This is a genomic window from Paenibacillus sp. BK720 (assembly GCF_011761545.1).
Classification (GTDB): Bacteria; Bacillota; Bacilli; order Paenibacillales; family Paenibacillaceae; genus Pristimantibacillus.
In genome coordinates this window covers 560,118-584,332 of sequence record NZ_JAASRQ010000002.1, presented here as the reverse complement: position 1 = coordinate 584,332, position 24,215 = coordinate 560,118, and the positions used below count along the sequence as shown (strand labels likewise).

The window sequence follows — 24,215 nt, the reverse complement described above, 5'->3', positions numbered from 1 at the left end:
GGGATATGCCATGAAGTTCTTAGCCGGGAGAAGTCTGCTGCTCCTGCTGTCCGGACTACTTTTTGTCTTTCTGCTTGCGGCATGCGGCAGCTCATCCGACAAGGCAGCCTCCGCTCCCCCTCCGTCGCAAGAGGCAGCGACGGTGACGCCAAGCCCTTCACCTGAAGCTTCCATGACAAGCGAAGAGCATGAGCATATGGAGCATGAAACAGCCGCGCCTTCGGAATCATCGTCGCCGTCCGTCGCTCCGGAAGCATCGGCAACAGCCACACCTCAACCAACGGCAATGGCGACGGCAACGCCAAAACCTTCGCCAGCTCCCTCCCATGATGATCATCATGGCGGGCGTGCTAACGATGATGATGAGTCGAAGACATCTCCTGCTGCCAGCGAGGATCATCCAAAAAGCCCGCCTGCCGCTGCAGCATCGGGCGCAGACGATGGCGGCAAGGAATATGTGGTTGAGATTTCGAATTTCGCCTTCTCCCCCGCCAAGCTCGAAATAAAGCCGGGAGACAGCGTCAAATTTATTAATAAGGATGAAATCAAGCATAGCGCAACCGCCGACGACAGTTCTTTCGACACCGGGCTGCTGGCGGAGAATGAAGCTAAAACCGTTACCTTTGATAAAGCAGGCGAGTTCGCCTATCACTGTATGCCGCATCCGGGCATGCAAGCCGCGATTAGCGTCTCGGATAATTAAAATAAATGAAGGGATAACCGAAATCGGTTATCCCTGTTCTACTTTATTATTGCGCGGCTTTAAACACTTGGTAGAATAGAATTACATTATCCTTGGAGGTACCATTGTATGCGGGAGCTTACGGATCATCAATTGATGCTGCTCATTCAGAGCAAGCAGAGCGAGGCGCTTTCCGTTTTATATGACCGTTACTCGTCTCTCGTGTATTCCTTCGCCTGGAAGACGCTGAAGGACGAGAATGTCGCGAAAGAAATCGTCCAGGCCGTATTTATGCGATTATGGACAACCAAATCCGTCTATGATCCCGAGCAAGGCAGATTCTCCAGCTGGCTGCTGACCATTACCCGCAATATTACGACCGACTGGCTGCGCAAAAGACGGAGAGACACGGCCCCTCTCGTGCAGGTCGAACCGGAGCAGCTGGCTAAAATCCCGGACGAAGCTTCCGCCACGCCGGAAACGGCTGCCGTTCACAGCGAAATGAAGGACCAGATCCGCAGCGCTTACCGCGATTTGTCCGCCCAGCAGATCCATTTGCTAGAGCATTTCTATTGGCAAGGCTACAGCATCAGCGAGCTTGCGGCGATATATAACCAGCCAATCGGAACGGTTAAGAACCGTCTGCATCAGACGTTAAAAATATTACGCAGGCATCTCGTGGCCGAAGGAGAGCAATCATGAAGCAGCAAAATGTGACGGTTTGCCATAATGCCCTTGACTATATTTCGGGTGCTTGTTCCGATAAAGAAAAGAAAGCTTTCGAACGGCATCTTCCAGGCTGTCCGGCCTGCCAGTCCGAGCTTGAAGAGCTTCGGCTCGTGTGGGACTCTCTCCCTTCCGATATGGAGCTGATCGAACCGCCGGCAGATTTGAAGCAGCAGGTCATGAACGCCGCGCTCGTCTCCGTTCAACCGCGACCGGCAGCGCGTTCCTCCTTCCGGAAGCTGACCTGGGGAGCTGCTGCCGCGGCCGTACTTGCCGTATTGGTTGCGGGCACGGCATGGAATGTGGAGCTGTACCGCAGCCGAAGCGCTCCGGCCGTTATCCCTATCGAACAAGCGTTGTCCGTTTCCGCCTCCCAGATCAATCAGCTAATATCCTTAAAGCCGGTATCCGATGACGTCGCTTCGTCCTATGCCGTTGCGTGTATTGTCGATAACGGAAGCAACAAGCAATTTGTCGTCTACGTCTTTGGCGCGCCGGCCTCCAAGGACAGCTCCGTCTACCAGGTATGGCTGAACCATGCCGGACAAAAGGACAGCGCAGGCACCTTCCGGGTTGACGATAAAGGTATCGGTGTACTTGCCATGCCTATATCCGAAAATTCGTTTGCTTTTGACTCCATCGGCATCACGCTTGAACCGGACGAACATGGCGACCAGCCTCGGGGAACCAGAATGTACAGCTCGATCTCCTGATGAAGCAAAACCGCCATCCGTACGGTCAGGTACGAATGGCGGTTTATTTACACGATTAGGAAGGATATCTGTCTCCCCTGGTTGTAGGCTCCGAGATGACGAGAAACTGAATGTCTCGATCCGATTGGTTGAACATCTGATGCGGAGTATGCGGGGCAACGCGGATCCCTTCATGCGCTTCCAGCTTAAAGGTCTCTCCCGCAATCTCTATCGTCGCCGTCCCCTCAAGCACAAAGAAGAACTGCTGGGACTTCTCGTGGTAATGGCGCGTTTCTGCCGTATGCGGCGGCATTTTCTCATGGATGATGCTCAAATCCTGCTGCTTCAGCAGATGCCAGCCGTCGCATCGGTCCCCCCATATGTAATGTTCCGCATTGCTTGTGCTTACCTTCATCGCATCTGCTCCTTGCCGTCAGCTTAACCCGTAATGTGATAAATATCGTAGCAGTTTTCCGGGTTTATGAAAAGGTAATAATTGTGTTGACATTCAATTTGGATGCTGATATATTAGTATTCATCACTTACACGATCTGTTAGCTCAGCTGGGAGAGCACTATCTTGACAGGGTAGGGGTCAGTGGTTCGAGCCCACTACAGATCATACGAACAGAAAGCCCGCAAAGCCTTGTGCTTTGCGGGTTTTCTTATAGCTTAAAAAGCGGTGCATGGACTATCCATGCACCGCTTTTTAATGCCCTGAGCCCACGCGCTGCTCCTTATACTCGCTTGGGCTTAATCCCGTATGATCCTTGAACACGCGGGAGAAATAATGCTGGTCACTGAAGGAAAGAGCATCCGCGAGCTCCTTGATTTTCAAATCCGGCTTAGCCCGCAGCTGCTTGCAGGCTTCCTCGATCTTTAATTCCATGTAATATTGGACAAACGTTGTGTTCGTATAACGCTTTATGATCCGGCTCACGTAAGACGCGCTGACATGGAATTTGGCAGCCAGGTCATTGATGGAAAGCTGCGAAAATTTATGGAGCTTGACGTAGGCATCCATCTGCTCGAACAGCTCTTCCCCGCTTTTCCTGTTGCGCGATTGCAGCAATTCAAAGCTGTGGACACACCAGTCCAAACATTGCTCACAGAAACCCTGATAGCTGCCTTGCTCCAGCATTTCCTTGACGGCCGCTGCCGCTGCCAGCCTTTCCTCGGGCCCGCTGCTCGGCAGCGCATGAACAAAAGCATCGCCGATCGCGGATACAAGCCTCTCCAGATCGAGATAACGGGCATGCTCTCTATACGAGATTTGCAGAAACTCGCGGAGCTTTATCAGGAATGGCTGCGATTGGCGCTGTTCGATCATATCGGTAAAGCCTCTGATGATGTCTTCCTTCCCCGTTTGCTCGGGAATGCGATAATCCGTATCAAGCAGCACTCTTTTATCCAGCAGCGTTTCCTCATCGAGCAGATCCTTCAGCCTGTCGTATAAAGGCTGCAGCTGGTTGAAATCAACCGGCTGGAAACGGCCCGCCATAGCGATTTCGATACCAACGCTTAGCAGCAGACGTTCAACGGATTCCATCCAAGCGAGAGTTGTGGCGAAACGATCCTTCATATCGGGCTGGACAAAAACAAGGAAACGGCCCGAATCCTTAGCAGGAAACACCCAGCAGCTGCTCGGCTGGCAAATAGCCTCAAGCATCGTTTGCAGCGTTTCGGTCTTCCACTTGCCCGAATCCGGAGTAAAAGGCTGCTTGCCAATCAGAAACAGCGAAATCGGCTGTTCATGAAATGGCGGTCCAAGACGCAAACCGGATAGAAAGGCAGGCGGCACAATCGCCTTTAGAGGCTCCAGGCTATACTCCAGCTTTTCCGCGAGCGAATCAACGATCCGCTGCATAACCTCGATCAGCTGGCTCCGCTCGACGGGCTTCAGCAAATAATCAAACACCTGCAAATTAATGGCTTTGCGCGTATATTCGAAATCGCTGTAGCTGCTAATGAGCACAACCTTTAGAGACGAATGCAGCTTCTTAGCCTGCTCTATAAGTTCAAGTCCGCCCAGCTTGGGCATTCGGATATCGGTAATCAGGATGTCGACGGGCTGCTTCTTCAAATAATCCAGTGCCTCTTCCCCATTATAGGCCGTAGCGGCGATCCGGATCGGCAGTTCGGATGATTCGAGAAGCGCCTTGATATTACGCAGTATCGGCTTGCTGTCTTCGGCTATCAAGGCGGTAAACATAGGCTTTCTTCTCCTTCTAGTAAAAGTCTTTCGTGAGAGAGGCGATAATTTGCACGGTGGAACCTTTTTCCTCTCCCGCATTATTATACAGATTGAAAAAAAGCCGGTTCTTATACATCAGCTTAAGCCGATTCACCGTATTCACAATCCCCATATTTCCAAAGCTTGATGGCATATGCAGTTCATGCTCCCTCGCTTCGGAGTTCGAAATATTATTCATGATTTCGTTAATCTTGCCGGCTTCAATCCCCTCGCCGTTATCGCTGATTTCGATGGCCCAAATGCCGTTGTACAGCTTCACCAGAATTTTGATGCGCCAAGGCGGATCGGTATTCGTAAACGCATGCTCGATACAGTTTTCGACGAAAGGCTGGATGACCAGCCGTGGAAGCTGTATCAGATTGGCGGCTGCATCCTCGGCGATAATTTCCCATTCAAGATCGTTTTCGTAGTTTTGCTCGACAAGCGACAAATAGTTTCGGATATGCTCCAGTTCTTCCGCCAGCGAGACATGCTGGTAGGGAGACGTCACGATATAACGCAAGGAATCGGACAGATGCTTGCACATATCGGATACCGCTTTGTTCTTGCCCTCTTGGGCGGCAATGCTAATCAAATATAACACATTGTGAATAAAATGCGGCGCGATTTGCGCTTGAAGAGCCGAGTTTCTCGCCTTCACTTCTTCATGCAGCGCCAGCTTTTCGTTTTCGATCGATTGCTGGAGACGGCCTAACAGCTCCTGAAAGGAATCGCTTAAAGCCATCAGCTCGTTGTTATGGGAACGGTTGTCCACTCTGACATCCAGGTTGCTATAGTTGATGCGCGACATTTGACCCCGCAGCTTCCGAATCGGCAGCAGCAGATTCCGGGTGCTGAAATAAATATACACGAATGAAAACAGCATCAGTATGGAAATAAGCGTAATCGATAAGTATTGGACGGAATTGACCGGTCCAAGCACGGCCTGCTTCGGCGTAACGACATAGGTTGTCCAATCGGTGCTGGCCGAACGGTTATAGGCGATATAATTGGAATCGCCGTCCACATACATGCCGCTGCTCTCCGGATCAGCCTCCAAAAGCTCCAGCTTGCCCGGCTCCTCGGCATTCCGCGAGCGGGCAATCAGCTGATGCTCCTGGTCCATGATATAGACGTCGCCAACCGCAACATCCTCCGTCGGAAGCTGCAGCTCGGACTGGTCCAGCTGAATGGATAGATAGCCATAAATCTGGCCATTCTGATTGATAATCGCTCTATCAAACGCCGTTATGCCATTCTTTTGCTGGTATAAAATATAGTCGTTTTCATCCATTGCCGTTCTTAGCCCGGCTTCCAGCAGCAACGGATTCGACGAATAACCGATGTAGGATGAAAGCGCCCGTCCTTCAAGATCATAGATGATCATATCCCGAATATCCACGCTGGGACCGATTGCCTCGAACATCATTTGTTTCAATATGCGGCTCTGAGTCAGGCCTTCCGCGGAATCCGCCGAATGGTAACCTCCGGATAATGCCGCCGCAACCTGCTGATTAGACAAGACGCGCTGAGACAGCTGATTCTGGTTTTTAATATACTGGTCCAGCTGTCCGCTGATTTTGGCTGCCGTTAGCTGCTTATCGTTCTCATTGTTTTCCTTCAATGGCCTGATGACCTGCCAGTTCACATAGGCCAAAAAACAGCACAGCACAAACAATAGCAAGATTAGAAACATAAGAACTACCTTCGTTTGCAGGCTGGTGTGTCGTGGAGTAAATTTGATTTTCTTGCTGATGCCTTTCAAGAATGATAGCCTCCGATTCGATATGAGTTCAGAATTTTACACAGAAAAGGTAAAGGTCAAACATGTACCTCCAGGTGAAATAAACCTACAATTGGATTGTAAACGGATTCAGTCGAAGATACAACAAAGCGCAACATGAGGGGAGAAAAACATGAAGTACACAGCACGCAAGTTATCGTTAGGCGCGGTAAGCGCTGTACTAGCTTTATCGCTGGCAGCATGCGGAAGCAATGCTGGCTCGAATTCAGAAAGCGGAAGCAAGGGAAACACAGGAGGCGGCAAAAAAGTAACGATTGAGCTTGCTCTATCCAAAAGCTCGCAGGACTCCGCATTCGTACAGCAGGACCTGCTCGACGAATTCGAGAAAGAAACGAATATCAAAGTCAATTTACAGCTGCTTCCTGCAGAGCAAACGTCGACCGTGCTCCAAACCAAGCTAGCCGTAAATGAAACGCCCGACATTCTGCAATACAATCTGGCAAGCGCGACGACCGACCTTAATCTCGAGCGCAACTTTGAAATATTGGATGACCAGCCTTGGGTGAGCCGTCTTCTGAACAAAGACGTTCTGTCCGCGTACGGCCATGTTTACAGCTTCCACGTAAGCCAAGATACGGGCATGCAAGGGGTTGTCTATAACAAAGATATCTTCAAAGAGCTTGGCCTTGAAATTCCGAAAACCTACGACGAATTCCTTGCGGCATGCGAGAAAATAAAAGCAGCCGGCTACACGCCAATCTTTATGCCATTCAAAGACAACTGGGCGGCAAACGTATTGCCGGGCGCAGCGTTTGGCGAATACGTGGCTAAAAACGAGCCTACTCTCTTTGACGACCTGAACGCTAACAAGAAAAAATGGACGGACATCAAAGCGTTCCAAACGATCCTTGACCAGCAATACGATCTGTATAAAAAAGGCTACACCAATACGGACGTATTGAGCGACAGCTATGATATGGCCGCGGGTAAATTCCTGAACAAGGAAGTAGCGATGATGTTCATGGGCGACTGGCTGATCGAATCCGTTCAGCAACAGGATGCCAACATGAACCTTGGCCTGTTCGCTTACCCTACGGATAACAGCGGCGACGCTTACCTTGGCGCAAGCCCGCTTGGCGGCCAGCTGTTTATTCCGAAAAAAGCGAAGCATATCGAAGAAGCCAAAAAATTCCTAGACTTCATTGCAACAAAAGAGGTAGCGCAAAAAATCGTGAACAACCAAAGCTACGTGTCCAATCTCAATGACGTGACAACGCCTGAGCTTCCTGCTTACAAGCAAGAAATTTTGGACAACTACATTACGCCTAAGAAGGTTGCCATGACGATGGACGCTTTCATGCTCGTTGACCGCAGCGAACTGTATAGAAGCCTTCAAGACCAGTTCACGGGCAGCAAAACGTCCCAGCAAGTGCTTCAAACCTGGAATGACAAGTTTGCCGAGCTGATGAAAGACAAAGGCGAAGCCGGCTTCTAAGCGACAATTATAAACCTGTTAGACGTACCTGCGGCTGCTGTTCCAAACGGCGGCCGCTCCTTCTAAGGAACACTGCAGCAGAACTAGACTATAAAATCAACAATTTTGGTGGGATGAGAAAATGATGACACGCTCAAAAAGTATGTACGGCTATTATCTCGTATGGCCAGCGCTGCTTATCTATACGGTCTTCTTCGTAATGCCGGCCATTATCGGCCTGTATTACTCCTTTACCGACTGGCGTCTGGATCGTATCGGGATCAAATTTATCGGCTTCGATAATTTCAACAAGATCTTCACGGACGATACCTTGACTCTTGCCTTGAAAAACACGTTTATTTTTGCGCTGGCAACTGTTGTCGGAAAAAATGTGATTGGCCTCGTTCTCGCCATCGCTTTAAATATGCGGCTTAAGTCCCGCAATTTCCTTCGGGCCATATTTTACTCTCCTTCTATTTTAAGCGTACTCGTAATCTCGATCGTCTTCACGCCTATCCTTCGCACGGAAGGCATGGTGAACAGGTTTTTCGACGCCATCGGTCTTCACTTCCTAAGCCAGGCTTGGCTGACCAATCCTCATCTTGTTATTTGGACGGTTGCTCTCGTTGCCATCTGGCAGCAAGCGGGATTTCAGATGGCTATTTACTTGGCCGGCTTGCAATCCATCTCGAAGGAATACTACGAAGCCGCAACGATTGACGGTGCGGGAGCTTGGAGAAGCTTTACGAACATTACCGTTCCGCTTCTGCTGCCGGCCATCAATATCAACCTGATGCTTACGCTGATTGGCGGGTTGAAGGTTTTCTCCGAGGTATTCGTCTTGACAAGCGGCGGTCCGGGCAATTCCTCGCAGGTGGTGGGCACGATTATTCTCCGTGCGTTTGGCGAAGGCAACTGGGGCCTTGGCACGGCGATCAATACGCTTTTGTTCCTCATCGTCAGCCTGATTGCCATTCCGCTGCTCGTCTTCATGCGCCGTAAGGAGGTTACCGAATAATGAATTTCGCTCGAAAAATATCGCTGCGCAACTACCTGGTAGAAATCTTGCTGTTAATCGCTTGCCTAGGCATTATCATTCCGCTTTTGCTTATGATTTTTGGCTCGTTTATGACTAGCGCCGAGGTTTCCAAGTTTCAAATCCGTTTCCCGGACAAATGGATGTTCTCTAACTATGTAACCGTATTTAAGGAAGGCGGTCTTGCCCGCGCGTTTCTGAACGGTATCGTCATTACCGGGGTATCCGCCATATTGAATATTATTACGTCTTCCGCAGCCGCCTTTATACTAGCGCGCCGCGACAGCAAGGTCGCTAGCTACCTGTATCTGTTTTTCTTCATGGGACTGATTGCTCCGATGTCCACGATCACAACGATCCGCGTCGTGCAATGGCTGGGCTTCTACGGCAGCATAACGAGCGTCATTCTGATTTACGCGGCTTTAAATACGGCATTCAGCATCTTTTTGTACAGCGGTTTTATCAAATCGGTGCCCAAGGTGCTCGACGAGGTTGCCTTCCTGGAAGGCGCAAGCCTGATGGGCGTGTTCTTCCGAATCATTACGCCGCTTATCGTACCGGTTAACGCAACGGTTGCGATCATGGTATTCATGTCGGTATGGAACGACATCACGATTCCTCTGTACTTCCTTACGGACAGCTCGACATGGACGATGCCGCTTTCCATCTATAACTTCTACGGCAAATACAGCCGTGACTGGAATCTTATTTTCGCCGACCTCGTCATGACGTCGATTCCTGTCCTCCTACTTTATTTAGCCGGACAAAAATATATCGTCAGCGGTCTTACGGCCGGCGCGGTAAAAGGTTAAGATTGTTCCTACATGAGAAAGCCTTGAGAGATCAAGGCTTTTTTTGTTTCGATCAGATGCCTGGCATTCAGCGGATAAGGGCGAACTTCATGCATTTTCTTCCTTAAATCGCGCAAACTATACCGTCTTGCAAAACAATCGAAGGAGTGGATATCATGCGTGAGGGTTTGATTCCTGCTGTTCTCGGAACTGTCGTGTCGGCCTCTGGTGCATCCCTGCTAAGAAAAAGCAAGTATAAGCTTGTAGGTACCGGTGTTCTCGGATTTGGCCTGGCCCATATGGTGCTTGGCGCCATTGACCTGATTGAGCATCGTTAGTTTTGCAGGACAAAGCAGGGAGGGAGCCCTTGGCCCCCTCCCTTTCCGCTTACTTTTAACTGCGCCTAAAAATCTTGACCCGTTGCAACACTGTTTCTCTAGACCCACACGACCTTCATCATATATGATAAGGGTCGTTGTTTTTTTCGCGTGGTTAGGAAATTACTGGAGGTTGTAAAGAGTGAGCGATTCAAACGTATCAGGTTCAAAAGTTTCCTCGAATGTCTTTGCCATCTGGATCAGCTTATTCAGCAATCTGATACTGACGGGCATTAAACTCATTGTTGGCCTTATGTTCAAAAGCCAGGTATTAATCGCGGACGGCGTACATAACGCCGGTGACGTCATTGCGTCGATGGCCGCCTTGGGCGCCGCTAAGGTTGCGCAGAAGCCCGCGGACGAGGACCATCCGTACGGTCATGGCAAAAGCGAGCTGATCGGCTCCGCGCTGGTCGCCATTATCATGGTGGTCGCGGCTTTATTTATCGCTTATCATTCCTTTGAGTCCTTCTTCCACCCTGCCGCCGCTGCAAGCATGGTCGCTTTCGTAGCCGCCGTTGTCTCCCTTTTCTGGAAGCTGTGGCTGTACATTTATTGCATTCGAGTCAGCAAGCAGACGAGCAGTAAAAGCCTGGAGGCTACCGCATTCGACCATCTGGCCGACGTTTATGCGTCGCTTGCCGCCGTGATTGGGATCGGCGCGGCTATCATCGGGGAAAGAAATGACATTTCGTTCTTAAGCTACGGCGATGCCGCTGCGGGGATTGTTGTTGCCTATTTCGTATTAAAGCTTGCTTATCATATGGGAAAAGAAGCTGTGGATGTACTCATGGAGAAGACCGTGTCCCCGGAGAAGCTTCAGGATTACGAGCGCCTTGTCTCCTCGATCCCCGAAGTAAAGCGGATTGATAGAATCCGGGCGAGAGAATTTGGGCAATACGTCATGATTGACGTCCGTGTCGGCATTCCCGGAGAGCTTACCATCCAGGAAGGTCATGATGTCTCCCGAAAAATAAAACAAACGATTCTCGACCGTCACAAGGATGTGGAAGAAGTCCTTATCCACCTGAATCCGTGGTATAAGGAAGACTCGGAGTGACCCTCGCTAAAGACCTGCAAGGGTCTTTTTTTTGATTTCAAAAAAATGGAGTTTAGCAATTAATTCGAATGCAAGGATGGGTTCGAGGCTTTCCGGCCCGGACCCTGCCTCGCTGCCATACAACGGCTTCTGACCGGAAGTTCTGCAAAAAAGCAGCAAATATTTGCATGACACTTCTCTTTTTGGTGCAACAATACCAATAGGGAACTCGTTATTATAGATGCTATAGCAAATTCCAAACAAGAGGAGAGTCGATGATGAAATTAAAAGCCGTTCTGTTGCTGGCCATGTCCATGCTGCTTGTATTTACTCTGGGACAAACCGTATTCGCCTTCAGTGATACAAGCAAAGACCCAAATAAATCAAAGATTGAGTCCCTGCAAAAGCAAGGGGTTGTAAAAGGCGAAAAAGGCGATAAATTCAATTCGAGCGGCAAGCTGACCTATGCTTCCGGCATTTCGATGATCGTCAAAGCTTTTGACCTCAATATCGACAACATTCGTTTTATCAAGAAGCCCGAGGTTTCCGATTATTACCCGAATCTGAAGGATGGCTCCTGGTATGCGGATGCGTTTATCATTGCCCAATACAATGGCCTGGAAGTTCCCAAGAACGTAAAAGCCAACGATGAAATGACGCGCGAGCAGTTCGCCCATCATCTCTTCAAGGCGATCACGAAAAAAGGCGACTTCGCTTTTATCGAACTCTACATGACGATTAACGACGAAAAGGATGTTAACAAGGATTATATGAACAGCATCCAAAAGCTGCTCATTTCCAAAATCGCAACGCTGGATAAGAAAAACAATTTCTATCCAAAACAAAAAATTACGCGCGGCGTAGCTGCAGGCTGGTTGTATGACGGCCTCGAATTCGTAAAGAAAACGCCTACCATTCCGGCAGAGCCGGCCCCGCAGCCGATTCAGGATCTTAAGCTGACCGTAACTTCGGTGAACAAAGACATCAACAAAGTAACCGTGTCCGGTCAAGCGCCTCATCCTGGCTATGGCCTGCGCATTACATCGATCTCCTTCGTTGACGGCCAAGCGGTCATAAAGGTTGAGACGGTTCAACCGGATCCAACCAAAATGTACCCGCAAGTGATCACGGAAGTTAGCGCAACCACTTACGTAGACGCGGCCTACAAGCCGGTATTGGCTTCAACGAAGGCTGATACCTCCGTAAGCAGCGTGGTCTCGGCTAGCTAATTCCGACGAAATGAAAAGCCTCCGGGTCCATCTCAATAGATGGCTCTGGAGGCTTTTTTCGTATTAATGATCTTCGGGCTGCTCTGGCAGGCTCCAATCAATCTCCGTATAGCCAAGGCTCCGCAAATGCTCGTTTACTCTAGAGAACGGACGGCTGCCAAAAAAACCTCTGCGCGCCGCCAGCGGGCTTGGATGCGCCGAGGCGATTACAGGATGCTTGCCGGTATCAATAAAGGCGGCTTTATCCTGGGCATGCTTGCCCCATAAAATAAACACAACCGGTTCTTCCCGTTCATTCAGCTTGCGGATAATCCGGTCGGTAAACCGTTCCCAGCCCAGCTTCTGATGCGAATTGGGCTGCCCCTCTTCGACGGTCAGAACCGTGTTAAGAAGCAATACCCCTTGCTTGGCCCACGTCACAAGCGAGCCATGCTGCGGAATCGGACAACCGATATCCTGCTGCAGCTCTTTATAAATATTTCTCAAAGAAGGCGGGATAACGATCCCCTTTTGTACGGAGAAGCTAAGCCCATGCGCCTGCCCCGGTCCATGATAAGGATCCTGTCCGATGATGACAACCTTCGTTTGTTCGTAAGGCGTATACCGCAGCGCATTCAAAACATGCTCGGCCTTCGGATACACCGTCTTCGTTGCGTAGAGCTCGCCAAGCTGCTCTTCCATCTGCTTGAAGTAAGGCTCGTCCATCTCGCCGCGCAGCAGCTCGGCCCAGTCATTGTTCAGTTGAAAATCCATCTGTCTGTCTTCTCCCTTATTTCCGTCCGAAATCCGCGCGGATTTCTCCCCATTCTTCCGTATTCCACTTCACGACTTTATTGCTGTACGTATTATTGCGCAGCCAGTCCAGCGCCCAATCGGCCAGCTCCCAAATCTGCTTGGTCGAAGCATTTCTTACGAGACTCGAAGCGATCTTCTTGTTCCTGAGCCAGCTTAATGCCGTCCTTGAATCGCTGTAGATCGTTTTGCTGCTTCCCTGCTTCTTGAGATAATCGAGGGCATGAACAATGGCAATAAACTCGCCAAGATTATTGGTGCCGTTCGGAATAGGACCGACGTAGAACAGGATATCGCCCGTTTGCGTATCGACGCCTTTATATTCAACCGGTCCCGGATTGCCCCGCGTGCCAACGTCAACGGAGATGCTGTCATAATCAATCTCCTGCTCCTCAGCCGCTGCAGCCGATTTGGAGGCGTAATAGCCGGGTTTCTTCTTTGCCGGCGAAGCAGCAGGCGCTGCCGCTCCTTTTCCCTGCCCCCAATGGTTCTTCCAGCCTTCCTTATACGCTGCTTCCGCTTTATCCTTGGACTCAAAAGATTTGTATTTCGCTTCCGGATATCCGTTCACCTGCGCTTGGCACTCCGGCCAGCTCTTGTACACGCCTGGCTGCTTGCCGACCCAGACGACATAATGCTTGCTTCCCGCCATCCATGAACCACCTTTGCTTTCAACATTGTCTTCCTATTGTAAAGGATTCGAGGACAATCATCCATACTCAAACCAGATTCAAACGCAAGTAAAAACCCCTTTCGTTGACCGTGGCCAACCGAAAGGGGTTTATCTTATAATTCCTATGTAGTTCTGAAAAATGGTGCCGAGGACGGGAATCGAACCCGTACGGTGGTCACCCACCGCAGGATTTTAAGTCCTGTGCGTCTGCCAGTTCCGCCACCCCGGCATTTGTCTTGATGCTTCAAATGGTGGGCCCTGAGGGACTCGAACCCACGACCAATCGGTTATGAGCCGACCGCTCTAACCAACTGAGCTAAGGGCCCTCGATAAACGTCAGAATCACGTTTCGGTCGAGTGGTTGGTTGCGGGGGCAGGATTTGAACCTGCGGCCTTCGGGTTATGAGCCCGACGAGCTACCGAGCTGCTCCACCCCGCGATATCCATTTGTTAAAGTCATCAAATTGAAATGGCGACATGGATTAATATACTATACTCCTATATGCCGAGTCAAGCATTTATTTCTCATCCAGGAAAAAAAATGAACATTTTTTATTTGAACATATCGTTGTGCCCTCCACAACATATGCTTTAAACAAGAAAGCGCACGCCGTAACGACCTTTTCGCGACCGGAAAACCTCGATCTCCTGCGGGCATTCGTAGCCGTATACCCACCAGTCATTTTCCATTCTTCTTACGAGACAGCCGGCCTGAAATTTGGTTTCGTATAGCCGTACCCAATATATCCATTTCATAACGGATCCCTCCTCGCGATATATAATGCCCAAATTCGGTGAAATCAAGCAAATCGGGTATAATCAAAATATCGATCGAAGAGCCGTCTTCAAGAGGTACCGCATACGTTTCGCAAGTGAAAAATATGCAAAGGATAAAGATAGCTTATACTTTCCGATATTCGAATAAAGGAGCTGATGAGTATGCTTTACGGTATTGCGGTATTCCCTTCAAAAGCTGTACAGGACTTCGCCGACAGCTGGCGTATTCGACATGATCCGCATTATTCGATCATTCCGCCGCATATGACGGTCCGGGACAAGGAAGAGCTCTCCGATGCGCAATTACCGGCTATTACCGAGCATCTGGAAGCCGTCGCTTCGCAAACTAAACCGCTTCAAGTCCGGTTTAACCGCGTCTCTTCCTTTTATCCCGCAAGTCACGTGCTGTATTTGGCGCTGGAAGATCCAACGCCCATGATCCGGCTCCATGAAGCCGTCTGCGCCGGGCCGCTTCAAGTTCCGGCACCGAACTTCGTCTACACCCCGCATGTGACGATCGGGCAAAATATGCCGCCGGATGAGCTCCATGATCTTTACGGCAATCTCCGGATGTCGGCCGTCGATCTGACCTCGTCGATTGATCAGCTTCATCTTCTTCGCAAGACAGCCAGCGGTGTCTGGCATATCGATAAGAGCTTTGGTCTGCTGGGATAGAATTAGGAGCAGGAGCTGAGCACTCGAATGTTCTTCCGCTCTCTATTGCTTATAAGAGCGAAAAAAGCGGCTGTGCCAGATTTAATCTGCACAGCCGCTTCTTTATTTTACGAATTAGCCTGCCGGTACGGCTTCTACGGCCGTGTCGTCAAGCGGTTTAACGATTGGACCGCCGCCGCCGCCGACGCCTTCACCGGTGCCGCCATTCGGATTCGTCTTTAATTTCTCAAGGACGGCGTTTCCTTTTGTCTCCCATTCCTGGAGCGCTTCCTTCGCCGATATATCCCCTTTAATGACCTTCTGGAACAATTCGTAACCAGGAGACTGCGCTTCCCAGATGCCCGGTTTCTCGCGCTGCAGCTTCTCCGTATCGGTCGATTGCGGAGGAATCGGCTTCAACGTCGTAAACGCGTTGATGTTGTAGTTCATTCCGTCTTTCGGTTTCAGGAATTCTTTGCGAGCAACCAGCTCATACGAGCTGCGCGATTTCAGCTCTGCCCAATCCTTGCTGTTCGTAAATTGCACGAAGTCCCAAGCATCGTCTGGGTTTTGCGCTTTCGCGTTGATACCCATCAGCTGGCTGAAGTAGATATTGCCCCCGATGCCAGGTTTGGATGTTTGAGTCGGCATCGTCACGACATCCCAGTCGAAAGGCGTGAAGTTCTTAATCTTCGAAGCATTGTTCATCGCGTTGCTGATCTCATTTACGTAGCCGTATTCCGCGATGGTCATCGCGACTTTTCCGTTCAGGAACATATCGCTGCCAAGCGGATTGTAGGCGCCTGGATTATCGGTGGAAATCTTCGTCTGCCAAGCGTTCATATCCTCCTGGCTAGGAGAAATTTTTTGCTTGTAAAGGTTGGCTACCGCAGTCCATGCGGATTCCCATTGCTCGTTGTTTACAAGCATTTTCTCGCCTTTGTCATCCCACATCTTCAGCTGCAATGGAGCCGCATAGGTCTGAACATCGCTGAAGCCGTCTCCTGCCCAACGGTTAATGGAGAGGCCAAACTTGCGGTCCGCTCCTTCGCCGGTAGCTACGCGCGAAGCCAGGTTGATGACTTCATCCCACGTCATATTGTCCGTTGGAAGATCGATGCCTTGATCAGCGAACAATTTTTTGTTGTAGTAAAGGGCGGAAGAGCTGAAAGTAGGCGTCAAAGCGTAAATATTGCCGCTGTCGTCCGCCGATTTGATGCCGTCGATAACGGTTGGCACATAATCAGTCAGATCGAATTTGCTTTTCTGAATAAGCGGATCCAGCTGCTGAAGCAGATTGTCTTGGATCAAACGGCGAAGCATGCTGTAATCCAGAATAACAACGTCAACCGGATTGTCTCCTGTCAACATTTCTTTCATTTTCGCGAACGGATCCGGCTGTTTTACGACGCCGTTTGGATCCGGTGTATCATATCGTTGATCGTTGTAATCGATCGCGCTTACGATTTCGAAATCGATGTTCTTGTGCATCATTTCATACGTATCGGTATATTGCTGGCGGACGTACGACTCGTTATCCGCTCCTCCGTACAAGACGCCAAGACGAAGCACATGCTTCTCCGCCGTGCTCTCGGAGCCTTTGCTGCAGGCTGCCAGCAGCGATGTCGACATAATTAGTGATAAGGACAAGAAAGTAACTTTAGACGCCCATTTCCTCTTCATTCGGTTCCTAACCCCCCAGTGATTTCGGCGGTGTAATAATAATCCGCTCGCCGTCAAATTCCATCGATGCCTTGTCTTTAATGTTTAGTGCGCTCAAATATTCTTTCGGTACCTGCAGTCGGCCGACACGATCCACGACAACGTAAGCCTCATGAACGGCTTGAAGTCCCTTCTCCTCCTGCTCTTCCTCACCTCCACCGGGAATCATATTCGGATTGCGTTTCAGAAATTCCGTGCTCGTTAATCCGTCGCGGATGGCAACGACACGGTCCACTTTGCCGGCAAGCGTAAGATCGTGGGTAACGATAACGATCGTTACGCCAAGCTCCCTGTTGAGCTTTCGGAATATCCCCATAATGAGATCCGAAGTTGCCGTATCTACGGAACCGGTTGGTTCGTCGGCAAGCAATAGCTTTGGACGGTTGCACAGCGAAATGGCGATAGCCACGCGCTGCTGTTCACCGCCGGAGAGCTGATGCAGCTTGTTGTGCATCCTTTCCTTGAGACCAACCCATTCCAGCAGCTGCTTGGCATAAGCCCGGTCGACCTTGCCCGAGAGCATCATTGGCATTTCCACGTTTTCCAGAGCCGTCAGATACGGCAGCAGGTTCCGGGCGTTATTTTGCCAGATGAAGCCGACGGTTTCCCGCTTGTATTTCACAAGATCGTCTTCGGAAATTTTGAGCAGGTCCCATGGCCCGACATGGACGGAGCCGGCGGAAGGGCGGTCGAGACCGCCCAATATATTCAGCAGGGTCGATTTACCGCTGCCGCTGTTGCCTATGATAGCCATAAGCTCTCCGTCTTCGACCTTCAGATTCAGGCCTTGCAGGGCGACGACCTCCAGATCGTCGCTTTTGTAAATTTTGACGAGCCCTTCGCATGTAATCATGTTGTTTACCGCTCCTCTCCCATTTTGACCGCCTGATGAACGCGCAGTCTGCGGATATGCAGGAAGAGCAGCACGGCTCCCGTCACCATCATAAATCCAACGACCGCGTAAAGCTGATTCGTGTCCTTTGAGTCGAAGACGACCCGGAAAGGCGGAACCGTATCCGCCACATTCTCCGCGGTCTGCAGGAAGGGCAGGAAGATAAGACTCGTAATCTTGCCGATCAGAATGCCTAATCCGATAGAGAGCCCCGCCGTAAACAGCTGCTCAAGCAGCAGCATGCCGGTCAGCTGTCTTCTGGAAAGACCCATCGCCCGCAATACGCCGAATTGCACGACCCGGCCGGATAGATTAAAGAACCAATACAGCACATAGCCGGTTAAGGTAACGATGACCGATACGAGGAAGCCGAGACTAAGAATCCCGAATACGCCGCCTCTTGTCGGAAGCTTCGATTGGGTAATCAGCTCCGAGCGCACATCCTTGATATTGGCGATATCGATGCCAGCCTTCTGAAGCTCCTCCACGATTGGCGCCACCTTCGCATCCGGCTTCATCTTGAGCCATACCTCGTAAGGCATCATCGGCAGCTGATCGTAGATGTAATCCAGATTCGTGATAACGAACGGCGACTGATCGGGATATTGCGTCGGCCAATACGGAAGAATGCCTACGACAACGAAATCGAGCATGCCCTCCGGGAAGCCTACCGAGATCAGATCCCCGGGCTTAAGCTGGTATTTATCCGCTACATTGGACGGAATAAGCGCCGCTTGCTCATACATGCCTAAATAATTCAGATAGTTGTATGGATGGATCGGGAACAAATCGCTTCGGAACCATGCGACCTTCGCAAAGTCCACGTTATCGATCCCCATGATACTGCCCTGCCCGATTGACCGGCCCGAAACAACCACATTGCCTTTCGTCTGGAGAACGCGGGCAGCAGCCTCAACGCCTTCCAGCTTGCGGAAGATCTCAAACGGCGGTTCGTTATACAAAATGCGGGTTGGTACCGGCTGCTGGCCGCCACCGCCACCGCCGCCGTTACCGCCTCCGCCGCCATTGCCGCCATTGCCGCCGTTTCCACCGCCGTTTCCACCGCCGCTTCCCCCATTGCCGTTGTTCCCGCCGCTAGGCCGAACCACCTCGACCGTACCTTCCCATACCGTCTGGACGGTAACATCCGTACCGTATTTGTACAGCGTGCGTTCGGTGGAGTTAAGATCGATAGTCCGCGCCGCGGAAGCGTTATACACGCCAAGACCAAGCGTCAGAATAAGCAAAATCATAAGCGGGTAGTACCCATTGGATGAACGCGACAGCTGCGTCAGCGTCAAATAAAGCGGTACCGGAAGGAATTTGCGTCCCAGCCAGTTAAACAGCTTCAGCAGCCACGGAAACAACCGCAAGCAGACGAGGCCAAGCGCAAAAATGGATAATGCCGGTACAAAGAACAAGAACGGTTGGACGTTTAACTGGTCGGTTGTCATGCCGGTCTGGAAGGATAACATCTGTCGTTCATTAAACATATACCAGCCGTATCCGGCCACTCCCAGCAATAAAACATCGAGGAACCAACGCTGCCATAACGGACCGCGGTCCGAACGAGCGAGTTCTCTCTTGTAGCTGACAATCGAGGAGCGCGCATAGATAACCGCCGGTATGACGGTAGAAAGCACCGCCAGCAAAACGGCCGCTGCCCCGGCGATAATCGCTTCGGTCGAGAAGCCTACCGGAATCGATTTCCGGTTAACGAAGGACAGGAAGCCGTCCGCGGAGCCTATGCTTTTGGCCATAAACCAGCCTATAAACGGTCCCGCCACGATGGCCAGACTTCCAAGCAGCAGACCCTCGAGCAAATAAATCCATATGATCTGCCTGGTTCCCGCTCCCCTGCTTCGCAAAACGGCTATATCGCTTCGCTGCTTATCGAGCGACTGGCGGGCATTCATCGCGATAAAGTAGAACACCATCGCCAGCATCGGGGCTGCAAGCGTGAAGAGAAGCGTCTGGAGCTGCAGGCTTTGCTTCTTGAATTCCGTCAGCGTGGAGGCGAACGAAATTTCGACCTTTGCGCCTTTAAGCTTCTGGTACAAATCGATGTTGAGACGGTCCAGCGTTCTTCCGAGAGGGGACAGTTCGCTCGTCTTGATCTGCGACAGATCAAACGCGTAATACCAGCTTGCGTTGTTAACCGGGATGCCCGCTTTCTGAATCAGCGATCCCATAAACTCGTCCTCGCTGATCTGCAGCGTATTCATCATGCCTTCCAAGCCTTGGTACCAATAAGGATCGGTCTGATTAAGCGGCTTTACGACGCCAACGATTTTGACGCGAAGGGTCATATCCAGCCCGCCGTAAACGGGGTACTCTAGAATATCGCCGACATGGAGGTCGTTGCGGTACATCCCTTCCTCCAGCATGACCGCTTCGAGTACGTCGTCTTCGCCTTCCGTATTCTTGAACCAGCGTCCTTGCGTAATTTCGGTTTTCTCCTCGAGGTCCGCCATCGTCATAATCGTCATTTGACGAATGCGGCTTGCATCGACCTTTGTCGGATCCTCCGGTACAACCTCGGCGCCCCGGATCGAATAGCTCGACAGCTTCGTCTGGTACGGAAAGCCGATAAGGCCCGGAACATCATCTTTAATGAAGCGTTCCATCTCTTTTAAGGCGGCAGGATCCGTCTTCTCGCCTCCGGGCACCTGATAGCGCATCAGCAGCGAGCCTGCGGGAAGGCCGTCGCTTTTCTCCTGCAGCGACTGGGCAACGACGCGCTTTAAAGCGCCGTCCGCGTACATCGGAATGCTCGTTGCGAAAGCAACGGCCATAATAAGACCGGCTAAAGTGCTTAACGTGAGCCAGCGGGTATTCCACATTTTGCGGAACAGAAATCGGAATAATGGAATCCCCATGCTATTTACCTACAACTTTCTGGCCTGGCGTAAGTCCTTTGATAATTTCGATCTGCGTTGCCGTTTGCTGGCCAACCTCGACGTCCACCTCCCGCTTCCCTTCCGCGTCTACAACCTGGACATAGGTTCTGGAGCCGATCGTACGGAGGGTGGATGGCGGAATAACGACGACGTTTTCCTTCCTTTTCGTGATTACGTTAATGGATAATGGCGTACCGCGGCTAATCGTTTTGGGCAAATCCTTGACTTGGATAATCATGAAGTCTTCCGGGCGTTCTCTCTCCGGCTGTTGGCCACCGCCGCCTCCGTTGCCGCCGCCGTTGTTCGAATCGGTGGAGGTCACCGGGAGCGCCTTAACGGTACCCTTGAATTGCCCGGCATTGTTGATATCCACGACGACCGGCATGCCTACCGCGATCTTGGCTTGTTCGTCCTTCGTCAGCTTGGCTGCCGGTACTAGCAGGCTTGTATCCGCAATAACGGCTATCGGGTCGTAAGCTTTGATCAGATCGCCCTTCTGTACGTTCAGCGTAACAACCGTCCCGCTAAACGGAGCCGTTAGAACCGAGCGGCTGATCTGCTCCTCCAGGTCCGCGAGCGCTTGCTTCTTCTCCTCGAAAGCAATGGACTTCTCCTCGAATTCGATCGGATCCATTTCGTCCTTGCTCTGAAGCGCTTCTTTCATCGCCGTCTCTTCCCTGCGGAACGCCAGCTTCTGGTTGCGTAGATCCTTCTGCATCAACTCGACGTCCAGCACGCCAATCGTCTGGCCCGCCTTGACCTGATCGCCGGCTTTAATGTTCAGTTCCTTCAGGCGCATACCGTCCAGCGTAAAATAAAGCGTCTCTTCCTGCTGCGAGATCATCTTCCCGATAACCTGCACCTTCGTCTCCAAAGTGGCCGTCGTCACTTCGTATTCCGGCTTCTTGGAGATTTGAGGCGGTGCGATGGACGGCAGCACCTCCTCTTCCGGTTCATCGGGCAGCAAAGAACAGCCGCTCGTCATCAAGACCGAAGCCGCAATCATTACAGCCGCGGAACGCTTATATAAATTTCCCGTCCACCATTTCATAGACATGATCGGCAACCTCCAAAATTGTAGGATCGTGAGTTGTCATGCAAATCGTAACTTGTTCCGTGCGAATAATATTTTGAAAGACCGCCATAATCTGCGCGGACATGTTCGAGTCGAGCTCCGCGGTTGGTTCATCCGCCAATAAGAGAATCGGCTTATGCGCAATAGCCTTCGCGATTGCCACGCGCTGCTGCTCGCCCCCCGACAGCTCGAACGGACGGTGGTGCATCCTTTTCTCAAGGCCTACCAGCTCAAGGCAATAAGCAACCCGCTCCTTCCACTCGGAACGGGGGATTCCGGCCATCCGGAGCGACAGCTCCACGTTCTCCCACGCCGAGAGCAAAGGCATTAACGCAAACGCCTGAAAAATAAAGCCCATTTCCTTGCGCCGGATCAACGTGCGCTCGGTATCGTTCAATTTGTGAAACGGCTTGCCGTTAAACCAGATCTCGCCTTTGCTTGGCGTATCCAGCCCTCCAAGGCAATTCAATAGCGTTGTTTTCCCCGAGCCCGAACGGCCCCGGAGCATAACAAGCTGGCCATGCTCCAATTCCATATGAAGTCCCTTCAGAACGCGCAGGGGCGCTCCTCCGGCCTGAAATGTTCTTTCCACGTCTACAACCGACAGCAACCTGCTGTTATGTAATTCGTTGTCCTGCTGCCCTCCATCTAATCGTTCTTCCTTGTCTGTTGCCGCCATGAACGGATGCGATACCTCCCCTATCTCTCTTTCATAATTCTCATCTAAATCGTTAGACGCAGCTCGCTAAGAAAAAGTTCCAAACGGAAGAAATTTATTCTAAAAAATAAAAAGGCATCGTTCATATTGCCGTTAACCCGGACATATGCGCGATACCTTTCGCAGTCTTTTTGCCAATTCGGTTCCTAGTTCACTTTAAAATAATTTACTTCTCTAGTAAGCTCGCGGGCGACGCCATCCAATTGGCTTGCCGCGGAAGCAATGCTCTCCATGAGAGCCAGCTGCTCTTCCGTTGCCGCCGCAACGCTTTCGGTACGTTCCAGGTTAGCGGCGGCCGAAGAGGCAGCTTGATCCATCGAGGCATTAACCTCTTCGGAGCTGGCCGACATCTGCTCGGTAATGGCCGAATTCTCCTGAAGCTGCCCGGTCATCGTATCGATGGCCGCCACAATAACGGACAACCTGTTCTGCAGCTCCTCTACCCGGCTGTTGCCGCGCTGCACTTCCTCCAGCGTCCGGGCCATATAGCCCGAAGCTCCCGCAATTTCGCCTCTTGTCTCGGCAACCAGCTGATGAATGCTGTCCGCGGACTCCAGGGAGCTTGCCGCCAGCTTGCGAATTTCGCCCGCAACGACGGCGAAGCCGCGTCCTTGCTCGCCTGCCCTCGCCGCTTCAATAGAGGCGTTGAGCGATAAAATATTCGTCTGGTTCGCAAAGGCGGTAATGTTCTCGGCGATGGAGCCAATCTGCTGGGAACGGTTCTCCAGTGTCTCGATCATAACCGCCAGCTGACCGATAACCTCTTTGATTTCGCCCATCTGCTTAACCAGACGTCCAAGCGCTTCCTGTCCCTCGCCTGCTTCAATCGCCGTTGAAGCCGACTGCTCGGCAGAAGCGGATGTGTTCTCCGCAAGACGCTGAATGCCGATAGCCATCTCGTCAATCGCCTTTGCCGTTTCCTCGGCGCTGCGTGCCTGCACTTCCGTCCCGCTTGTTACCTCTTGGATATTCGCGGCCACATGCTGCGAGGCGGTGGAGGATTCCTGAGATACGATATTGAGTTGGGACGTGGAGTCGGCCACATGCTTGGCATTCGTTGAAATGGACGTGATGAGCCGTTTCAACACGCCAATCATTTCGTCCACGGAGCGCAAGCTGTCCCCAAGCTCATCCTTGCTGTATTTGACGTTTCGTTCCGCGGTCAAATCACCTTCCGCCACCAGCCTTGTTCTTGTCTTCACGGCGGATACCGTCTTCATCACGCTGCGGATCAAGTAGTAGATAAGCGCCGCCAGCAATAAGGTTGCAATCCCCATGCCGATGTAATTGCCGGTTTTCGTTGATGCCAGCTGTTCATTGCTGTCCTCGATTTGCTGCTTGGCATAGCTGTCCAGCAGATTAAAGAGATCATCCAAGCCTGTCCGTGCCTTCTCGTACTTCTCGTGAATTTCCGCATCCTTGGCCGCGGCTTTACCGGATTGAAGCTCGCCGCTTACAAACGAGGACCATGCTTTGAAATCCGCGTCAAAATCCTGTACAAGCTGTCCAATTGTGGCACTGCCGTCTCCGCTATGATACTCAAGCAGCTTATTGGCCTCGAAGATCGCCTTGGCCTCATTCACGCGGTCTTCCGCTTCCTTCAGATTTTCAGAAAACACATCATTCCAAACCTTCGCGCCCTCTTCGTTTAATTCACCAAAGGCTAAATATTGATAAGCGGAATAGGCTTGATATAAATCACGATCCGCATTCAAAATAAGCGAAGTAGAACGGGCAGACACGCCGTATACTTCATCGGACATCGTCTTGTTCACCTGCACCAGCTCCGTCAGCGAATAGATCCCCGAGAAGACATAGAAAACAAGCGGTAATACCCCGATCAAAGCCATTTTCCACCTTAAGTTAAATCTCATCTGCACGACTCCCCATTTCAGCAATCTTAAATTACTCGACCTACTAAGATATCGGCAAATGAAAGAATGTTCGAAATAACGGGCGCAAACATTTCGCAAAATTTTATGTCGAATCG

Annotated in this window: 22 protein-coding genes and 4 tRNA genes; 11 read left to right on the top strand and 15 right to left on the bottom strand. The window is 51.1% G+C overall.

What is annotated here, in order from left to right:
• Positions 1-10 precede the first annotated feature (10 nt).
• From FHT67_RS09505 to FHT67_RS09495, 3 genes are all read left to right on the top strand, one after another.
• Positions 11-703 carry a cupredoxin domain-containing protein gene (locus tag FHT67_RS09505; RefSeq protein ID WP_167197639.1) on the top strand — a complete coding sequence of 231 codons (693 nt, stop codon included), beginning with the start codon at positions 11-13 and terminating at the stop codon, positions 701-703.
• 108 nt (positions 704-811) lie between these two features.
• Positions 812-1,384 (top strand): RNA polymerase sigma factor, encoded by a 573-nt coding sequence (locus FHT67_RS09500; RefSeq protein WP_132306195.1) that lies wholly within the window; start codon positions 812-814, stop codon positions 1,382-1,384.
• Positions 1,381-2,121 carry an anti-sigma factor gene (locus FHT67_RS09495; protein ID WP_132307154.1) on the top strand — a complete coding sequence of 247 codons (741 nt, stop codon included), beginning with the start codon at positions 1,381-1,383 and terminating at the stop codon, positions 2,119-2,121. Before FHT67_RS09500 ends, FHT67_RS09495 begins: the two co-directional genes overlap by 4 nt.
• Before the next feature lie 55 nt (positions 2,122-2,176).
• On the opposite strand, the gene FHT67_RS09490 is transcribed toward FHT67_RS09495, so the two are convergent.
• Complete coding sequence (locus tag FHT67_RS09490) at positions 2,177-2,515, bottom strand: cupin domain-containing protein (protein WP_132306197.1); 339 nt, start codon at positions 2,513-2,515, stop codon at positions 2,177-2,179.
• Between the two features lie 133 nt (positions 2,516-2,648).
• Here FHT67_RS09490 and FHT67_RS09485 point away from each other — a divergent pair.
• Positions 2,649-2,721: transfer RNA gene (locus FHT67_RS09485), tRNA-Val, on the top strand.
• A gap of 87 nt (positions 2,722-2,808) precedes the next feature.
• Here the strand turns inward: FHT67_RS09485 and FHT67_RS09480 are convergent.
• Together FHT67_RS09480 and FHT67_RS09475 are read right to left on the bottom strand one after the other, a co-directional pair.
• Complete coding sequence (locus FHT67_RS09480; protein WP_167197636.1) at positions 2,809-4,311, bottom strand: response regulator; 1,503 nt, start codon at positions 4,309-4,311, stop codon at positions 2,809-2,811.
• Between the two features lie 16 nt (positions 4,312-4,327).
• Entirely contained in the window at positions 4,328-6,097 is a 1,770-nt protein-coding gene (locus FHT67_RS09475; protein WP_208403204.1) for a sensor histidine kinase, read from the bottom strand.
• 151 nt (positions 6,098-6,248) lie between these two features.
• On the opposite strand from FHT67_RS09475, the gene FHT67_RS09470 reads away from it, so the two are divergent.
• The 6 genes from FHT67_RS09470 to FHT67_RS09445 all read left to right on the top strand — a co-directional run bounded on the left by FHT67_RS09470 (position 6,249) and on the right by FHT67_RS09445 (position 12,022).
• A complete protein-coding gene (locus FHT67_RS09470) occupies positions 6,249-7,571 on the top strand; it encodes an ABC transporter substrate-binding protein (RefSeq protein ID WP_167197633.1) in 1,323 nt (440 codons plus the stop codon).
• A 121-nt stretch (positions 7,572-7,692) separates the two neighbouring features.
• On the top strand, positions 7,693-8,568 hold the full coding sequence (locus FHT67_RS09465) for a carbohydrate ABC transporter permease (protein ID WP_481856687.1): 876 nt from the start codon (positions 7,693-7,695) through the stop codon (positions 8,566-8,568).
• Positions 8,568-9,398, top strand: coding sequence for a carbohydrate ABC transporter permease (locus tag FHT67_RS09460; RefSeq protein WP_167197628.1), 831 nt, complete (start codon positions 8,568-8,570; stop codon positions 9,396-9,398). Before FHT67_RS09465 ends, FHT67_RS09460 begins: the two co-directional genes overlap by 1 nt.
• A gap of 155 nt (positions 9,399-9,553) precedes the next feature.
• A complete protein-coding gene (locus FHT67_RS09455) occupies positions 9,554-9,715 on the top strand; it encodes a hypothetical protein (protein ID WP_015845409.1) in 162 nt (53 codons plus the stop codon).
• Between the two features lie 181 nt (positions 9,716-9,896).
• Positions 9,897-10,814: a cation diffusion facilitator family transporter gene (locus FHT67_RS09450; RefSeq protein ID WP_132306209.1), complete on the top strand. Its 918-nt coding sequence runs from the start codon at positions 9,897-9,899 to the stop codon at positions 10,812-10,814.
• A 254-nt stretch (positions 10,815-11,068) separates the two neighbouring features.
• Positions 11,069-12,022: an S-layer homology domain-containing protein gene (locus tag FHT67_RS09445; protein ID WP_167197625.1), complete on the top strand. Its 954-nt coding sequence runs from the start codon at positions 11,069-11,071 to the stop codon at positions 12,020-12,022.
• A 63-nt stretch (positions 12,023-12,085) separates the two neighbouring features.
• Here the strand turns inward: FHT67_RS09445 and FHT67_RS09440 are convergent, their stop codons facing one another.
• The 6 genes from FHT67_RS09440 to FHT67_RS09415 all read right to left on the bottom strand — a co-directional run bounded on the left by FHT67_RS09440 (position 12,086) and on the right by FHT67_RS09415 (position 14,243).
• Positions 12,086-12,775, bottom strand: a complete 690-nt coding sequence (locus FHT67_RS09440; RefSeq protein WP_132306213.1) for a uracil-DNA glycosylase — start codon at positions 12,773-12,775, stop codon at positions 12,086-12,088.
• Between the two features lie 16 nt (positions 12,776-12,791).
• The gene (rnhA, locus tag FHT67_RS09435; protein ID WP_167197622.1) at positions 12,792-13,466 is read right to left on the bottom strand and encodes a ribonuclease H; all 675 of its coding nucleotides are present in this window, start codon (positions 13,464-13,466) and stop codon (positions 12,792-12,794) included.
• A 161-nt stretch (positions 13,467-13,627) separates the two neighbouring features.
• Positions 13,628-13,716 (bottom strand) — tRNA-Leu (locus tag FHT67_RS09430).
• 20 nt (positions 13,717-13,736) lie between these two features.
• A tRNA-Ile gene (locus FHT67_RS09425) sits at positions 13,737-13,813 on the bottom strand.
• Positions 13,814-13,849: 36 nt separating this feature from the next.
• Positions 13,850-13,926 (bottom strand) — tRNA-Met (locus tag FHT67_RS09420).
• 152 nt (positions 13,927-14,078) lie between these two features.
• Positions 14,079-14,243, bottom strand: a complete 165-nt coding sequence (locus FHT67_RS09415; RefSeq protein ID WP_015845421.1) for a hypothetical protein — start codon at positions 14,241-14,243, stop codon at positions 14,079-14,081.
• Positions 14,244-14,426: 183 nt separating this feature from the next.
• Between FHT67_RS09415 and FHT67_RS09410 the strand changes: the two genes are divergently transcribed.
• On the top strand, positions 14,427-14,939 hold the full coding sequence (locus FHT67_RS09410; protein WP_132306217.1) for a 2'-5' RNA ligase family protein: 513 nt from the start codon (positions 14,427-14,429) through the stop codon (positions 14,937-14,939).
• Between the two features lie 114 nt (positions 14,940-15,053).
• Here FHT67_RS09410 and FHT67_RS09405 read toward each other — a convergent pair whose 3' ends face one another.
• From FHT67_RS09405 to FHT67_RS09380, 6 genes are all read right to left on the bottom strand, one after another.
• Complete coding sequence (locus tag FHT67_RS09405) at positions 15,054-16,601, bottom strand: ABC transporter substrate-binding protein (protein WP_167197619.1); 1,548 nt, start codon at positions 16,599-16,601, stop codon at positions 15,054-15,056.
• Between the two features lie 7 nt (positions 16,602-16,608).
• Positions 16,609-17,493: an ABC transporter ATP-binding protein gene (locus tag FHT67_RS09400; RefSeq protein WP_132306221.1), complete on the bottom strand. Its 885-nt coding sequence runs from the start codon at positions 17,491-17,493 to the stop codon at positions 16,609-16,611.
• Positions 17,494-17,498: 5 nt separating this feature from the next.
• Complete coding sequence (locus FHT67_RS09395) at positions 17,499-20,411, bottom strand: ABC transporter permease (RefSeq protein ID WP_167197616.1); 2,913 nt, start codon at positions 20,409-20,411, stop codon at positions 17,499-17,501.
• 1 nt (position 20,412) lies between these two features.
• A complete protein-coding gene (locus FHT67_RS09390) occupies positions 20,413-21,489 on the bottom strand; it encodes an efflux RND transporter periplasmic adaptor subunit (RefSeq protein ID WP_132306225.1) in 1,077 nt (358 codons plus the stop codon).
• Complete coding sequence (locus tag FHT67_RS09385) at positions 21,455-22,186, bottom strand: ABC transporter ATP-binding protein (RefSeq protein WP_167197613.1); 732 nt, start codon at positions 22,184-22,186, stop codon at positions 21,455-21,457. Before FHT67_RS09385 ends, FHT67_RS09390 begins: the two co-directional genes overlap by 35 nt.
• Positions 22,187-22,371: 185 nt before the next feature.
• Positions 22,372-24,099 (bottom strand): methyl-accepting chemotaxis protein, encoded by a 1,728-nt coding sequence (locus FHT67_RS09380; protein ID WP_167197610.1) that lies wholly within the window; start codon positions 24,097-24,099, stop codon positions 22,372-22,374.
• Between the last annotated feature and the right edge of the window lie 116 nt (positions 24,100-24,215).